Here is a 14,721-nt window from a genome sequence, read left to right on the forward strand (position 1 = left end):
TCTACGCGAGCGTGTTCAGAGCGGTCGTTGATCGAGCGACACAAGCGCAGCGCCCTCGTGCGAGTGGCATCGGGTGCTTCCCGCAGCGAAATAAAGGAGGAGCGAAGCGGGGGACATTCGCGGAGGGAAGTACCCGGTGTCAGTCGCACGCGCCCTGAATGCACCCGCTCCCAAACAGCGCCAAGAACAGCAAGCGCACCACGCCGGGATTCCCGGCATTGCGCCAAACGGCAATCGCGTAAAAAATATTCGACTAGACACGACACCTCGTGTCGAAATGACCGGCGGCGGCCCGTCATTGGGGTGAGCGATATTGCTCAAGCCAGTTTTTCTTGACGGAGAGACACCATGCCCTACATGTTGATGTTCTATCAGCCCGCCGCCGAATTCGAACAACGCGACGATGCCTCGTCCCAGGCCTACCGCGCCAGCTGGATCGCCTATGCCGATGCCGTGCGACAGGCCGGCATCTCGCTCGGCGGCCACGGCCTCTTCCCGCCCATGACCGGCACCACCCTGCGCGTGCGCGGCGACAAGCGACAGGTACAAGATGGGCCCTTCGCCGACACCAAGGAACAACTCGGCGGCTACTTCGTCGTCGACGTGCCCGACCTCGATGCTGCGCTCGAATGGGCCGCGCGCGCACCCTGCGCCACCACCGGTGGCGTCGAAGTGCGCCCTGTCTTCGTGGCCACCGCCATGGCCAGCGCCACCCCGTGAGCGACCCGGCGGCTCACCAGGCCGCCGAACGGGCGGCCCGCGAATCGTACGGGCGGTTGCTGGCCATCCTGTCCGCGCGCACGCACGACATCGCGGCCTCGGAAGACGCCCTCTCAGACGCCTTTGCGCGCGCCCTCGAACGCTGGCCCGTCGATGGCATTCCCGACAAGCCCGATGCCTGGCTGCTCAGCGTGGCCAGGCACCGCAAGCTCGATGCCTGGCGCCACACCCGCGTGCAGGACAAGGCCACGCAGACGCTGTTGCTGCTGGCCGGCGAAGCGGACCAGGCCGATGCCGAAGGCGCGACCGTGCCCGACGAGCGGCTGCGGCTGCTCTTCGTGTGCGCGCACCCAGCCATCGACGCGCCGGCCCGCGCGCCGCTGATGCTCCAGACCGTGCTCGGGCTCGATGCGGCGCGCATGGCCGGTGCCTTCTTGACCGCGCCCTCCACGCTCGGCCAACGGCTGGTGCGCGCCAAGGCACGCATCCGCGCGGCCGGCATTCCTTTCGAATACCCGCAACCCCGCGACCTGCCGCAGCGCCTGCAGGATGTGCTCGACGGCATCTACGCCGCCTACGGCACGGGCTGGGAAGATGTCGACGGTGCCGACGCCTTGCCGCGCGGGCTGACCGCCGAGGCCATCGACCTGGGCCGCATCCTCTGCCACCTGATGCCCGACGAGCCCGAACCGCTGGGCCTGCTGGCGCTGATGCTGTTCTGCGAGAGCCGCACCGCGGCACGGCGCAGTGACACCGGCGCCTACGTGCCGCTCGACCAGCAAGACATCACGCGCTGGAACCACGAGCTGCTGGCGCAGGCCGAGCACCATCTGCGGCAGGCGTCCACCATGGGCGCCCTCGGCGCATACCAGCTGGAGGCGGCCATCCAGTCGGCGCATTGCGAGCGCCGCGCGGGCGCGCCGGTGCCGCCCGAAACGCTGGTGGCGCTGTACAACGGCCTGCTGGCGCTGCGCCCCAGCATCGGGGCGCAGGTCAGCCGTGCCTGCGCGCTGGCCAACGCGCGCGGACCGGACGTCGGCCTGCAGGCGCTCGACGCGATTCCCGCCGACGAAGTCACCAACTACCAGCCCTTCTGGGCCGCACGCGCGCACCTGCTGGCGGCCGGCGGCGTGCGTGCCGCCGCCCGGCAGGCCTACGACCGCGCGATCGGCCTGAGCGCCAATGCCGCGGTGCGCAGCTACCTGGGTGCGATGGCCCAGCGGCTTTGAGCCACCGGGCGCCTCGACAGGCGATTCAGCGGGCGTTGAAGGTGCGCGGAAACAGCGCCGCCTGCGAGCGGTCGCGCAGCCGGTAGCTCATGGCCGGCCGGCCCAGGCTGCCGGTGACCATGCCGGCCTCTTCCATGAATTCGCCGTCGAGCATGCGCTTGCGAAAGGCACTCTTGTCGATGTCGCGCCCCATCACCACCTCGTAGGCGTGCTGCAGCGCCGGCAACGTGAAAGGCTCTTCGAGCAGGAAGGCCGGCAGCGATGTGTATTCGACCTTGCTGCGCAGCCGGGCGATGGCCGCATCGAGCAGCTCGCCGTGGTCGAAGGCCAGCCGCTTGCGCGACGCGGCATCGACCTCGAACCACGCCACCTCCGCCGCGTTGGCGCCGCTGCGCAGTTGCTGCATCGCCTGCACCGGAATCAGCGCATAGAAGCAGTGCGTGGCCGACCAGCCGCGCGGGTCGCGTTGCGCCCCGCCCCAGCTGCCGAGCTGCTCGAGGTAAGGCGCTTCGACGCCAGTCTTTTCGCGCAGCTTGCGCAGCGCGCAGTCGAGCAGCGAGGCGTCTTCGTCGATGTTCACGAAGCCGCCCGGCAGCGCCCACTTGCCGGGGAACGGCTCGGCGCTGTCGGCGGGCCGGCGCACCAGCAGCACCTGCAAGGCATCGTCGAGCACGGTGAACATCACCACGTCGACCGTGACCAGCGGGCGGGGGAAAGTCAGAGGCGGAAATTTCGGCAGGGAATTTTTCACAGCAGGTGGCTTGACGCCGTTTTTATTAGTTGTACTATACAACCCCACATTAGTTGCACAGAGCAACCCACAACAAGAACAAGAATCTCAAGAAAACAAATGAACAACGCTGTCACACCCCTCCCCACCGAACTGCACCTGGCCCAGCGCGCACGCTGGCCGCAAAGCGGCCAGCACATCCTTGCGCACCACGACGCGGAAACGGTCGTCGTCTACCAGGCCTATCGCCCCGCCATCGGCGAGTGGGCGGTCCGGCACGGCCGCCTCGATGGCCCGGACTTCAGCCTTTCGCGCATGAGCTGGATCAAGCCCAACTTCCTCTGGATGATGTACCGCTCCGGTTGGGGCACGAAGGACGGCCAGGAAGTGACGTTGGCGCTGCGGCTGCGCCGCGCTTTTTTCGAACGCGTGGTTCGCGAGGCCGTGCCCTCGACCTTCGGCCCAGGCTATCCGAGCCGCGAGGCATGGCAGGCGGCGGTCGGCCAGTCGGAGGTGCGCCTGCAATGGGACCCTGACCATGCGCCGAGCGGCAACAAGCTGGAGCGCCGCGCGATCCAGCTGGGACTGCGCGGCCGCACACTCGCGGCCTTCGCGCACGAAGAATTGCTGGAGGTCATCGACATGCGTTCCTTCGTGGACGCCCAACGACCATTGGCGCAAGACGACAACCCGCAGCTGCAATTGCCGGTCGAGCGTCCGCTGGACATCGGCCCCTGAAGAAAAGAAAAAAATGACGACGCACACATCGACGACACCGCGCAGCACCAAGGACCTGCCCGCCTACTTCGCGCAGGGCCATCGCCCCGCGTACCTGCTGTTCTGGGGCCACCAGGCACCGAAGACCGGCGTGAACAAGAGCTGCTTCAGCCAGTGGTTCGAGGCCGGGTTCAGCGTGGACGGCATCAAGTACCGCACGGCGGAGCATTTCATGATGGCGGGCAAGGCGCGGCTGTTCGGCGACGCGGAAACCTGCGAGCGAATCATCGCGGCACGCACGCCGGCCGAAGCCAAGAAGCTGGGCCGCGAGATCCGCAACTTCGACGAAGCCGCCTGGGTGGCCGCGCGCCTGGACATCGTGACGCAAGGCAACATCGAGAAGTTTTCGCAGAACCCCGCGCTCGGCGCCTTCCTGCTGGGCACCGGCCACCAGGTGCTGGTGGAGGCCAGCCCGGTCGATGCCATCTGGGGCATCGGCCGCGCCGCCACCGACCCGGCCGCGCAAGACCCGCGCGAATGGCGTGGGCTCAACCTGCTGGGCTTCGCGCTGATGGCCGCGCGCGACGCGATCAGGCGGGCGCCATGAACACCGACCGCTACCGGGGCTGCCTGCTGGGCCTGGCCTGCGGCGACGCCGTGGGCACGACGGTCGAGTTCCGTTCGCGCGGCAGCTTCGCGCCGGTGACGGGCATGCAAGGCGGCGGCCCCTTCGAGCTGAACCCCGGCGAGTGGACCGACGACACCTCGATGGCGCTGTGTCTCGCGGCAAGCCTGATCCACTGCCGGGGCTTCAACGCCATCGACCAGATGAACCGCTACTGCAACTGGCGCAGCGTGGGCTACATGAGCAGCAACGGCCATTGCTTCGACATCGGCACCACGGTGTCGGCCGCACTCACCCGCTACCTGGCTTCGGGCGATCCGTTCGCGGGCAGCCCCGACCCGCGCAGCGCCGGCAACGGCGCGCTGATGCGGCTCGCGCCCGTGGCGATGTTCCATGCAGCCGATGCCGACGCCAGCGCCGCCTGGCAACAGGCCGGCGAAAGCACGCGCAACACGCACGGCGCGCTGGAGGCCATCGAATGTTCGCGGCTCTTTGCATTGCAGCTGTGCGCGGCGCTGCGGGGCGAGAGCAAGGCGGCGATTCTTTCGATCGCGCCACTGGAACCGCTGAGCGAGAAGGTGGCCGCACTGGCACGCGGCGATTACGCCGCCAAGCCGCGCGAGCGCATCAAGGGCTCGGGCTACTGCGTCGAGTCGCTCGAAGCGGCGCTCTGGTGCTTCGCGCACACCGACACCTTCGAGCAGGCGGTGCTGGCGGCCGTCAACCTGGGCGACGACGCCGACACCACCGCGGCCATCTGCGGCCAGCTGGCGGGCGCCTTCTATGGCGTGGACGCTATCCCCATCGCATGGCGCGAACAGCTGGTGATGCGCGGCGAGATCGAGCAGATGGCCGACCAGTTACTAGCCCTGGCCCTCGCGCACTGAACAGCGCAGCGCGCCGTCTTCGTCATTCCTGTGGCGCGGCGACCGGCTCGCCGACCCCGACGCGCCGTGCGTCGAGCTGGCTGCCGCCCTGCGACAGCGTGACGCCGACCACCGCATTGCCCTCGCCGCGCCGGAACAGGAACTGCGCACCGATGGTGGCCACGGCAAAGCGGTCGTTGCCGGTGGGCAGGAGCGCGTTGTAGCCGCGCCCGGTCTCGCGCACCAGCAGCTTGGCGCCCCGCACGGTAAAGCTCAGCGACTTGGTCTTGCTGACGCGGAACTCGCCCTTGTAGTCTTCCAGCCGCGCGGCATCGACCGGCACCTCGACCAGCGGCACCGGGTAGCGGCTCTTGCCGATGGCCAGGAACACGGCCTGCATGGGCGCGCGCGTGTTGCTGCTGAGCATGATCATGGCTTCGCCGGTGTCGGGCGCCAGCAGCCAGAGCGTGCGGTAGCCCTCGGTCACGCCTGCGTGGTAGTAGGTGCGGCGCGCGCCTTCGGTGCCGCGCACCATCACCGCATAGCCGATTTCCGCGCCCTCGTAGCGCGCCAGCGGCGTGAGCATGCGCGTGGCGGCCGGCCCGAGCGGACCGTTGGCGCCGGCCAGGATGGCGCGGCTGAAGGTCAGCATGTCGGCGGCGGTGGAACGCAGCGCGCTGGCCGGCGCGTAGGCCTGCATGTCGAGCAACTGCTGGCGGCGGTCGCCGGCAAAGGCCGGGGCCATGCGCGAGGCCTTGTCGCCCAGCGGGATCACGGTGTCGTTCATGCCCAGCGGTTCGGTGATGCGCGCGCGCACCAGCTCGCCCCACGAGGTGTTGTAGCGCTCGGCCAGCAGCAACCCGAGCAGGGCCATGCCGAAGTTGCTGTAGCTGCCCTCGCAAGGCGCGGCGGCGGCCGTGAGCTTGATGCGTGCAAGGGCGGCCCAGAACATCGGCTTGTCGAAGGTGCGGAACTGCTCGGCCAGCGCCGGCCCGCCGCCCACGCCATCGGCCATCACCGGCATGCAGCCGGTGTGCGTTGCCAGCTGGCGCAGCGTGACCGCGGCCACGGCGGGCGACAACCCCTCGACCTTGCCGGCCGACAGCTTGCCGACGGTGTCGTCGAGCTTCAGGTCGCCGCGCTCCACGGCCTGCGCAAGCAGCAGGCCGGTGAAGACCTTGGTGACGGAGCCGATCTCGAACATCGGCTGCTCCGCGCTGTTGGGCTCCAGCGGGCGCGGCGTCGAGGGCGGCTCGGGGTTGTAGGCGGCGCCATAGGCGGCCTTGCCGTTGCGCAGCACGCCGATGACCATCGTTCCCCTCTCGGCGCCGAGCGCGGCCTTGGCCAGCACCGCCGGATCGCTCGCCAGGGTCAGGGGCTGCAATTGCGCCGCCGCGTTGCCCGCAAGAAGTGCCACCAGCGGCAAGAGAACAAGCCAGGCCGCTAACCGGCGGCGGTGCGGCTGGTGCAGGTGGCGCACGTGGCACAGGGCGGGAGGCAGGAGCCGCATCGTCGGATTCCTCAGGCGTCATCGAAGAGGCGCCATCGTGCCACGGCAGGTGTAACACCGGGCGCGCCGTGACAATCGGGCCATGCGCGCATTGCTCACCACCTTCTCCTGGCAGGAACTCCGCCACCACCCCTGGCGCAACGCGGCGGCCGTGCTGGCGGTAATGCTGGGCGTGGCGCTGGCCTTCTCGGTGCAGCTCATCAACGCGTCGGCGCTCGACGAATTCTCCAGCGCGGTGCGCTCGGTGAACGGCCAGCCCGACCTCGACGTGCGCGCCGTGCAGGGCGGCTTCGACGAAGCCGTGTTCGCCCGGCTGGCACAGCACCCGCAGGTGACGCTCGCGAGCCCGGTGCTCGAATTCCAGGGCCTGGCGCTGGCCGGCGAACGGCAGGTGCCGATGCGCGTGATCGGCGTCGATGCGCTGGTGCTGCCGACCATCGCGCCCGCGCTCATGCCACAGCCGGCGGCCGGTGCAGACCGCTTCGCGCTGTTTGCGCCGGGCCATGTGTTCCTGAACGCCGCGGCGCGCAGCGTGCTGGGCCTGCCCGCCGAGGCCGAGGCCAATGCGCGCGCCGCGGAAACGGTGCAGCTGCGCAGCGGCGACGCATGGCGGCGGCTCGACGTGGCCGGCCATGTCGCGGCCGGCGGCACCGCGCTCGCGGTGATGGACATTGCCGCCGCGCAGGAGCTGTTCGGCCAGCTCGGCCAGCTCAGCCGCATCGACCTGCGGCTGGCGCCCGGCACCGACCGCGCGGCCTTCATCGCGTCGCTGCGGCAGTCGCCGGGCTGGCCCGCGGGCGTCCAGTTCGCCGAGCCGGGCGATGCGGCCGAGCGCGTGAGCAACCTGTCGCGCGCCTACCGCGTCAACCTCACGGTGCTGGCGCTGGTGGCCTTGTTCACGGGCGCCTTCCTGGTGTTCTCGGTGCTGGCACTGAGCGTGGCCAAGCGCGCGCAGCAGTTCGCGCTGCTCGGCGTGCTGGGCCTCACGCCACGCGAGCGGCTGCGGCTGGTGCTGGCCGAATCGCTGGTGTTGGGGTTGATCGGCAGCGCGGCCGGCCTTGCGCTCGGCACCGCGCTCGCGGCCTTTGCGCTGCGGGTGCTCGGCGGCGACCTGGGCGGCGGTTATTTCGAAGGCGTGGCGCCAAGGCTGCACTGGAGCACCGGCGCGGCGCTGCTGTACGGCGGCCTCGGCGTGCTGGCCGCGCTGGTCGGCGGCTGGTGGCCCGCGCGCGCGGCGCAGGCGCTGCCCGAAGCGCAGACGCTCAAGGGGCTGGGCGCCGCGCCCACGCAGGGCCAGAGCCACTGGCTGGCGCTGGGGCTGATCGCCATCAGCGTGGTGCTGGCCAACATCCCGGCCATCGGCGGCATTCCGGTGGCGGCCTACCTGTCGGTGGGCTGCCTGCTGGTGGGCGGCATCACCGCCCTGCCCTGGTTGATTGCCTTGCTGTACGACCGCGTGGCGCCGCTGTTCGCGCAGCGCGTGCTGCCGATGCTGGCCGTCGAGCGCGCGCGCCGCATGCGCGGCACGGCGGCCGTGGCCGTGAGCGGCGTGGTGGCCAGCCTGAGCCTGGCCGTCGCGCTGACGGCGATGGTCGCGAGCTTCCGCGATTCGGTCACGCACTGGCTCGACGTGGTGCTGCCGGCCGACCTGTACGTGCGCGCCACGTCGGGCGGGCGCGGCAGCAACACGGGCAACAGCAGCAGCACCGACACCGCGACCTTCACGCCGGCCTTCGTGCAGGCGCTGGCGCAATTGCCGGGCGTGGCGCGCACGGGCACGCTGCGCACGCAGTCGCTGCAGCTCGATGCATCGCGCCCCTCGGTGGCGCTGATCGCTCGCAGCCTCGAAGGCAGCGCGTCGCAATCGTTGCCGCTGGTGGGCACCGCGCTGCCGGTGCCCGAGGGGCAGATCGCCATCTACGTGAGCGAGCCGATGGTCGAGCTGTATGGCGCAAAGCCGGGAACGGCCTTCGCGCCGATGTCGGCCGCCATGGCAGCGGCCGTGTCGTCTAAAACGCCACCAGTGTTCTTCGTCGCGGGTGTCTGGCGCGACTACGCGCGGCAGTTCGGCGCCATCACCATGGATGCGCGCGACTTCGAGCGCATCACCGGCGAGCGCAACGTGAGCGACGTGGCGCTGTGGCTCGAAGCGGGGGCGTCCGAAGGCGCCGTGCAGACGGGCGTACGCGCGCTGGCGGCGCGGCAAGGCGGCGCCTCGCCGGAGTCGGTCGAGATTTCTTCGGTCGGGCAGATTCGCACGACCTCATTGCGCATCTTCGATCGCAGCTTTGCCGTGACCTACTGGCTGCAGGCGGTGGCCATTGCCATCGGCCTGTTCGGCATTGCCGCGAGCTTCAGCGCGCAGGTGCTGGCGCGGCGCAAGGAGTTCGGGCTGCTGGCCCACCTGGGCTTCACGCGGCGGCAGGTGCTGGCCGTGGTGGCCGGCGAAGGCGCGGCCTGGACGGCCATCGGCGCCGTGGCGGGGCTGGTGCTGGGACTGGCCGTGTCGGTCGTGCTGGTGAAGGTGGTGAACCCGCAGAGCTTTCACTGGAGCATGGACCTGCTGGTGCCGTGGGTGCGCTTGCTCGCGCTGTGCGGCGCGGTGGTGGTGGCCGGCACGGTGACGGCCTGGCTCGCGGGGCGGGCCGCGGCCGGCAAGGATGTCGTGCTGGCGGTGAAGGAAGACTGGTAAGCCATGTGCTTCACCGGGGCGAGGCCATGGCTGGTCCCGCCCCGGGAAAGAACGACTCACCTGCCGAGCATCACTTGCCCGGCGTCAGCTGGATCCGCTCCACGGTTTCCTTCTCGACGGCCGAACGGCTGTAGACCAGCGGCACGTACTTGCCTTCGAGCCACAGCGGCGCCAGGTCGCGGTAGTTGGGGCTATCGGGATTGCCCGACTGGCCCGGCGTGTTGATGACCCGCGATGCGTCCCAGTTGCCCACGTCGAGCACCATTCGGAACGAAGCGCCCGAGGTCAACTTGTAGTCGGCCGGCCGGTAGGTGGCCGCCATCGGCGTGAAGGAAGAGCCCGACATGGGCCAGTCGCCCACGTCGAGCTTCTTGCGCGTGGCCGCATCGACCACGCCGCCCAGCGGATGCCGGAACTCCGCGCGATGCAAAGCACCCCACTTCCACGCCGCCGGGTCGGTCCCCAGCTTGGCGGAAAGCTCCTGCATGGCCGGCGGCAACGTCTTCAGCAGCAAGGCATCGCGCTGCTCGTTGGTCACCCATCCGAATGGGTTTTCCAGCAGCAGCACCATGCGCGTGTTGTCGCCGGGCGCGGCCAGTGCGGCACCGGCATCGCCCGCGCCCGCCTTCAGCACGGCCGCGCGCAGGAACTTGCTGCTCCACACTTCGTACAGCGCGGCGGCCGCGCTGTCGCGGTCCATGGCGCCGTCCCAGCCTTGCAGCAGGCGCAGCGCCGCCGCGGTTTGCGCGTCGTCGCTGCGCAGGCCGGCCAGCAGCTTCAGCAGCCGCTGCGCCGGCGTCGCGACGATGTCGTTCTGCATGCGCTCCGAGTCTTCGACGGAGAAGCGCGAGCCCGCCGCCACCTTGGCCGCGAACAGCTCCTTGAGCCGGCGCGCGCGGGCCGCGTCGCTCCACTCGTAGCCCACGCCCTTCTTTGCCGCGGGATGGTCTGGCGGAATGTTGTTTTCGTTGGCAGTCACGACGTAGCCGCGCGCGGGGTTGAACTCCGAAGGCAGCTCGTCGCCATTGCGAAAGCCCGACCACTCGTAGCGCCCGTCGCCCGGCACGGGCATGAGCCCGTCCCAGTTGGGGCGGATCGGCGTGAGCCCGCCGGGAATCCAGCCGACGTTGCCGCTGGTGTCCGCGTAGACCTGGTTCTCGCCCGGCGCGCCCCAGCGGTTCATGGCCGCGCGGAACTGGTCCCAGTTGCGTGCGCGCATGTAGTCCATCGAACCGAAGTACGGCGCCATGCCGGGCTCCAGCCACGCGGCACGCAAGGCATACGCGCGGCGCTTGCCGGGCTCGGACAGCAGCACGGGGCCATGGCGCGTGAAAGTGTTGACCACCTCGCGCTGCGTGCTCTCGCCCCTGACGGCAATGCGCTCGGTGACGCGCGTCATCGGCTCCCAGCGGCCCTGGTAGCGGTACTCGTCGGGGTTGCGCGGGTTGAGCTGGTACACGTACAGGTCTTCCTGGTCCATGTAGAAGCGCGTGAGGCCGAAGGCGATGGTGCCGTTGTGGCCGATGGACAGGCCGGGCAGGAAGGGCTCGCCCGCGCCGATGGCGTCCATGCCCGGCGCGCTCAGGTGCGTCATGTAGCGCAGGCTCGGCGCGCTGTGGGCGCGGTGCGGGTCGTTGGCCAGGATGGGCCGGCCGGTGGACGTGAGCTTCGGCGAAATGACCCAGTTGTTGCTGCCATAGGCGCTGGTCGGGTCGCCCTGCGCGGCCTGCTGTTGCTCCGCCTGTTCCTGTGCCGCCCTGGCCGCTGCCGATTCGGCGCTGCCGGGCAGCAAGGCGACCGGCGTGGAGGCCGCGCCGGTGTTCAGGCCCACCCGCGTGTTGGTCTTGGTGAACTGCGGCGACTCGGTGGCCCGCATGTAGGCGGTGCGCAGTTCGGCCGCCGGAATGTTGCAGGGGTCGAGCCCCGGCGGCACGCGCGGCGTGACCGGTGGATCGAGCTCGCGGCGCAGCCAGTCGGCCTTGATGCCGGCGCCGCCCGCGCAGAAGGCCTTGGCACGCTCGATCTCCGAAGTGAAGTTGAGCGTGAGCCCGTGGTGCCGGATGCGCACCACGTCTTCGGGCGACCACGTGGCCGGCTGGTAGTTCAGCAGCGCGAACTCGGGCGGCAGCAGCGCAGGCTGTGCGCGCACCTGCGCCACATAGGCATTGACGCCGGCCGTGAAGGCCTCGGCCACGCGCTTGGCGTCGGAGCCGTAGGCCAGCCATTCGCGGTACATGTCGCCGCGATAGAGCACGGCGCGCGCGGCGCGGTCGCTCTCTACCCACGCGGGTCCGAAGTCCTTCGCCATTTCGCCGAGACCGCGCTTGCGCCACAGGTCCATCTGCCAGAGCCGGTCGCGCGCGGCAATGAAGCCCTGCGCCACGAAGGCGTCGTAGAGCGTGCCCGCATAAAGGTGCGGCACGCCCCAGCGGTCGACCAGCACTTCGGCCGGCTTCTCCAGGCCCGGCACCGCGAAGGATGAAGAGGGGCGCTGCGGCGTCCCCGTGTCGGGAGGCCCCGACGATGCGCAGCCGGTGAGCGCGAGGACCGCGAACGTTACGGCGCCGATGGAATGCCTTTGACTTAACGAGCGCCGCGATGCGGGGCGCAGGTTGCTTCTTTTCATGTGTCTCGTCTCCTGCCTGTTAGTGGCAGCGCACAGTATCCCGATTTACGTGCCTCGCGGGGGGTGCTGGCGTTACAAGGCATGACTTGTAGACTGGGCGCCATGCAGCAGCAAACCCTTTCTTCTACTTCGCCTTCTTCGTCTTCCTTGTCTTCTTCCTTGTGCAGCGGCTGGCTCGGCGGCGCCATCCGACGCATCGAGGCCGATTACCAGCGCAGCGCCGACACGCACCTGATTCCGCTGCCCATGCCCGCGCTGGCCGCGCAGGGCATCGACCTGTACCTGAAGGACGAATCGACGCACCCGACCGGCAGCCTGAAGCACCGACTCGCGCGCTCGCTCTTCCTGTACGCCCTGTGCAACGGCTGGGTGCGCGAAGGCACGACCATCGTCGAAGCCTCGAGCGGCTCCACCGCGGTGAGCGAGGCCTACTTCGCGCGGCTGCTCGGCCTGCCCTTCATCGCGGTGATGCCGCGCACCACCTCGCCCGAGAAGATCGCGCAGATCGCCTTCTACGGCGCGAGCTGCCACTTCGTCGACCATGCGGCGCAGGTGTACGAAGAAGCCCGCGCACTGGCCGAGCGCACCGGCGGCCACTACATGGACCAGTTCACGTATGCAGAGCGCGCCACCGACTGGCGCGGCAACAACAACATTGCCGAGAGCATGTTCCAGCAGATGGCGCGCGAGCGGCATCCGGTGCCCAAGTGGATCGTGGTGGGCGCGGGCACCGGCGGCACCAGCGCCACCATCGGCCGCTACCTTCGCTTTCGCTGCCACGACACGCAGGTGTGCGTGCCCGACCCCGAAGGCTCGGTGTTCTCGGCCTACCACCGCACCGGCGACGCCTCGCTGACGGCCGTGGGCTCGCGCATCGAAGGCATCGGCCGGCCGCGCGTGGAACCCAGCTTCATCCGCACGCTGGTCGACCGCATGATTGAAGTGCCGAACCTCGATTCGGTGGCCGCCATGCATGCGCTGTCGACGCTGCTGGGCCGCAAGGTCGGTCCGTCGACCGGCACCAACTTCATCGGCATGCTGGCCGTGGCGCAGGAGATGCGCGCGGCCGGCCAGCGGGGCTCGATTCTTTCGCTGCTGTGCGATGCCGGCGAGCGCTACCTGCCGAGCTATCACGATGCGGCCTGGGTGAAGAACACCTTCGGCGACATCGGCCCGGCGCAGCAGCGCATCGACGCGCTGGTGGCGGGCTGATCGACGATGTCGATGATGTGGACGATGGGAGCGGCGCCCTTCGCACCGTCGCGACGCGGCCTGTTGCTGGCGGCGCTGTGTGCGGCCGCACCGGGCATGGCGTGGGCCCTGCCTGCGCGCACGCTGCAGTTTCCGCGCGACTTCGGCAGCCACCCCGACCTGCACACCGAGTGGTGGTACATCACCGGCCACGCCAGGACGGCGGCCGGGCGCGAGTTCGGCTTCCAGGTCACCTTCTTCCGCTCGCGCGTCGAGGCCACGCAGAACATGCGCTCGGCCTTCGCGGCCAAGAACCTGGTGTTTGCGCACGCCGCCGTCACTGATCTCGAAGGACGCGTGCTGCTGCATGACCAGCGCATCGCGCGCGCGGGCTTCGGTGTGGCATCGGCCAGCGACGCAGACACCGACGTGCGCATCCGCGACTGGTCGCTGGCGCGCCAGAAGGACGGCAGCTATGCGGCGCGCATTCCCGCCGGCGAATTCACGCTCGACCTGCGCTTCACGCCGACGCAGCCGGTGCTGCTGCAAGGCAACGCCGGCCTGTCGCGCAAGGGGCCTGAAGAAGCGCAGGCCAGCTACTACTACAGCGAGCCGCAGCTGAAGGTGCAAGGCAAGCTGGCGCTCACGGGGCAGGCTTTCGAGGTCGATGGTGGGGCATGGCTCGACCACGAGTGGAGCGAGGCGTTGATGCACCCGGAGGCGGTGGGCTGGGACTGGATCGGCATGAATCTGGACGACGGCAGTGCGCTCACGGCTTTTCACCTGCGGCGCGCCGATGGCAGCGGGCTGTGGGCCGGCGGCTCGTTCCGTCCACGCGACGGCGTGGCGCGCATCTTCAAGAACGACGAAGTGCGCTTCGAGCGCATCAACGCATGGACGAGCCCGCGCACGCAGGCGAAGTACCCGACGCAGTGGCGCGTGCAAACGCCATCAGGAAATTTCGTGGTGCGCGCGCTGCTGGATGACCAGGAGCTGGACAGCCGTGGCTCGACGGGCGGTGTGTACTGGGAAGGGTTGAGCGAACTGCTCGATGCCCAGGGCCGCCGCGTGGGCAGTGGCTACCTGGAGATGACCGGCTACGCTGCGCCGCTGCGGCTTTAGCCGTCGCGTAAAGCCTGACAACCGTCGGCGACTTCCGGGCGTTGGCAGGCTGTAAACCCACGATTTTTTCAAAAAAACGGAGGATCCATGAAGATTCGACTCGCCGCGCTCGGCATGGCCAGCGCTTTTGCATTGCTGGCCACGCCCCTTGGCGCGAACGCACAGGTCTCGGTGAACATCAACGTTCCCGGGTTGGTGATGGTGGCACCGCCGCCGCCACGCTACGAACCACCACCGCCACCGCGCGGCGGTTATGTCTGGGTGCCGGGCCGCTGGGCCTGGGACGGCCGCGCCTACGCATGGCGACGCGGTGGCTGGCAGCCCGCACGATCGGGCTATGCGTATGCCCCGGGCCGCTGGGTCGAAGACCGTGGAGGCTGGCGCTGGACCGAAGGCGACTGGCGTCGCCACGAAGCCCGTCGCCGCGACCGGGAGTGGGACGACGACCATCGGCGGCACGACCGCGACGATCGCCGTCGCGGCCATGGCCACGGGCATGACAGGGACCACGGGCGCGATTTCTGCCCACCGGGGCAGGCGAAGAAGGGCAACTGCTGACGCTGGGAATCTGGCTGGGACTCGGGGACCGTCACTGCGGTTGCCGGTCCTGGCTTGCGTTCGGGGCGCGTGCGTTCTGGGGGCTGCTGTTTGGGAGCGGGTGCGGGGTCATTCTTGGCTTGTGCGACTGACACC

At 69.6% G+C, this 14,721-nt stretch carries 12 protein-coding genes; 9 read left to right on the top strand and 3 right to left on the bottom strand.

The window, feature by feature from the left end; translation table 11 throughout:
• Positions 1-348: 348 nt before the first annotated feature.
• Together DBV14_RS15205 and DBV14_RS15210 are read left to right on the top strand one after the other, a co-directional pair.
• Positions 349-720 (top strand): YciI family protein, encoded by a 372-nt coding sequence (locus DBV14_RS15205; protein ID WP_124459995.1) that lies wholly within the window; start codon positions 349-351, stop codon positions 718-720.
• Positions 717-1,949, top strand: coding sequence for an RNA polymerase sigma factor (locus DBV14_RS15210; RefSeq protein WP_124459996.1), 1,233 nt, complete (start codon positions 717-719; stop codon positions 1,947-1,949). Before DBV14_RS15205 ends, DBV14_RS15210 begins: the two co-directional genes overlap by 4 nt.
• A gap of 25 nt (positions 1,950-1,974) precedes the next feature.
• Here the strand turns inward: DBV14_RS15210 and DBV14_RS15215 are convergent, their stop codons facing one another.
• On the bottom strand, positions 1,975-2,631 hold the full coding sequence (locus DBV14_RS15215; protein ID WP_260397047.1) for an NUDIX hydrolase: 657 nt from the start codon (positions 2,629-2,631) through the stop codon (positions 1,975-1,977).
• Between the two features lie 168 nt (positions 2,632-2,799).
• Here DBV14_RS15215 and DBV14_RS15220 point away from each other — a divergent pair, with 168 nt between their 5' ends.
• The 3 genes from DBV14_RS15220 to DBV14_RS15230 are packed head-to-tail and all read left to right on the top strand — an operon-like array spanning position 2,800 to position 4,908.
• Positions 2,800-3,417 carry a DUF4291 domain-containing protein gene (locus tag DBV14_RS15220; RefSeq protein ID WP_124459998.1) on the top strand — a complete coding sequence of 206 codons (618 nt, stop codon included), beginning with the start codon at positions 2,800-2,802 and terminating at the stop codon, positions 3,415-3,417.
• Between the two features lie 13 nt (positions 3,418-3,430).
• Positions 3,431-4,003: an NADAR family protein gene (locus tag DBV14_RS15225; RefSeq protein ID WP_124459999.1), complete on the top strand. Its 573-nt coding sequence runs from the start codon at positions 3,431-3,433 to the stop codon at positions 4,001-4,003.
• Entirely contained in the window at positions 4,000-4,908 is a 909-nt protein-coding gene (locus DBV14_RS15230; RefSeq protein ID WP_124460000.1) for an ADP-ribosylglycohydrolase family protein, read from the top strand. Before DBV14_RS15225 ends, DBV14_RS15230 begins: the two co-directional genes overlap by 4 nt.
• Positions 4,909-4,930: 22 nt before the next feature.
• On the opposite strand, the gene DBV14_RS15235 is transcribed toward DBV14_RS15230, so the two are convergent.
• Complete coding sequence (locus tag DBV14_RS15235; protein ID WP_124460001.1) at positions 4,931-6,397, bottom strand: serine hydrolase; 1,467 nt, start codon at positions 6,395-6,397, stop codon at positions 4,931-4,933.
• A gap of 82 nt (positions 6,398-6,479) precedes the next feature.
• On the opposite strand from DBV14_RS15235, the gene DBV14_RS15240 reads away from it, so the two are divergent.
• The gene (locus DBV14_RS15240) at positions 6,480-9,089 is read left to right on the top strand and encodes an FtsX-like permease family protein (RefSeq protein ID WP_124460002.1); all 2,610 of its coding nucleotides are present in this window, start codon (positions 6,480-6,482) and stop codon (positions 9,087-9,089) included.
• A gap of 70 nt (positions 9,090-9,159) precedes the next feature.
• Here DBV14_RS15240 and DBV14_RS15245 read toward each other — a convergent pair whose 3' ends face one another.
• Positions 9,160-11,715: a penicillin acylase family protein gene (locus DBV14_RS15245; RefSeq protein ID WP_124460003.1), complete on the bottom strand. Its 2,556-nt coding sequence runs from the start codon at positions 11,713-11,715 to the stop codon at positions 9,160-9,162.
• A gap of 81 nt (positions 11,716-11,796) precedes the next feature.
• On the opposite strand from DBV14_RS15245, the gene DBV14_RS15250 reads away from it, so the two are divergent.
• The 3 genes from DBV14_RS15250 (at position 11,797) to DBV14_RS15260 (ending at position 14,586) form a co-directional block, all read left to right on the top strand.
• The gene (locus tag DBV14_RS15250; protein WP_311732837.1) at positions 11,797-12,927 is read left to right on the top strand and encodes a PLP-dependent cysteine synthase family protein; all 1,131 of its coding nucleotides are present in this window, start codon (positions 11,797-11,799) and stop codon (positions 12,925-12,927) included.
• 12 nt (positions 12,928-12,939) lie between these two features.
• Positions 12,940-14,028 carry a carotenoid 1,2-hydratase gene (locus DBV14_RS15255; RefSeq protein ID WP_260397046.1) on the top strand — a complete coding sequence of 363 codons (1,089 nt, stop codon included), beginning with the start codon at positions 12,940-12,942 and terminating at the stop codon, positions 14,026-14,028.
• 87 nt (positions 14,029-14,115) lie between these two features.
• Positions 14,116-14,586, top strand: a complete 471-nt coding sequence (locus DBV14_RS15260) for a YXWGXW repeat-containing protein (RefSeq protein WP_124460004.1) — start codon at positions 14,116-14,118, stop codon at positions 14,584-14,586.
• Positions 14,587-14,721: the final 135 nt, after the last annotated feature.

This window comes from Variovorax sp. KBW07, from assembly GCF_003852515.1.
Taxonomy (GTDB): domain Bacteria; phylum Pseudomonadota; class Gammaproteobacteria; order Burkholderiales; family Burkholderiaceae_C; genus Variovorax.

What these genes read in the sequence shown, in the direction of transcription:
- DBV14_RS15260 (WP_124460004.1), top strand. Translation starts at nt 14,116, where the DNA reads ATGAAGATTCGACTCGCCGCGCTCGGCATGGCCAGCGCTTTTGCATTG.
- DBV14_RS15240 (WP_124460002.1), top strand. Translation starts at nt 6,480, where the DNA reads ATGCGCGCATTGCTCACCACCTTCTCCTGGCAGGAACTCCGCCACCAC.
- DBV14_RS15245 (WP_124460003.1), bottom strand. Translation starts at nt 11,715, where the DNA reads ATGAAAAGAAGCAACCTGCGCCCCGCATCGCGGCGCTCGTTAAGTCAA.
- DBV14_RS15235 (WP_124460001.1), bottom strand. Translation starts at nt 6,397, where the DNA reads ATGCGGCTCCTGCCTCCCGCCCTGTGCCACGTGCGCCACCTGCACCAG.
- DBV14_RS15255 (WP_260397046.1), top strand. Translation starts at nt 12,940, where the DNA reads ATGATGTGGACGATGGGAGCGGCGCCCTTCGCACCGTCGCGACGCGGC.
- DBV14_RS15205 (WP_124459995.1), top strand. Translation starts at nt 349, where the DNA reads ATGCCCTACATGTTGATGTTCTATCAGCCCGCCGCCGAATTCGAACAA.
- DBV14_RS15230 (WP_124460000.1), top strand. Translation starts at nt 4,000, where the DNA reads ATGAACACCGACCGCTACCGGGGCTGCCTGCTGGGCCTGGCCTGCGGC.
- DBV14_RS15225 (WP_124459999.1), top strand. Translation starts at nt 3,431, where the DNA reads ATGACGACGCACACATCGACGACACCGCGCAGCACCAAGGACCTGCCC.
- DBV14_RS15215 (WP_260397047.1), bottom strand. Translation starts at nt 2,631, where the DNA reads ATGTTCACCGTGCTCGACGATGCCTTGCAGGTGCTGCTGGTGCGCCGG.
- DBV14_RS15250 (WP_311732837.1), top strand. Translation starts at nt 11,797, where the DNA reads ATGACTTGTAGACTGGGCGCCATGCAGCAGCAAACCCTTTCTTCTACT.
- DBV14_RS15220 (WP_124459998.1), top strand. Translation starts at nt 2,800, where the DNA reads ATGAACAACGCTGTCACACCCCTCCCCACCGAACTGCACCTGGCCCAG.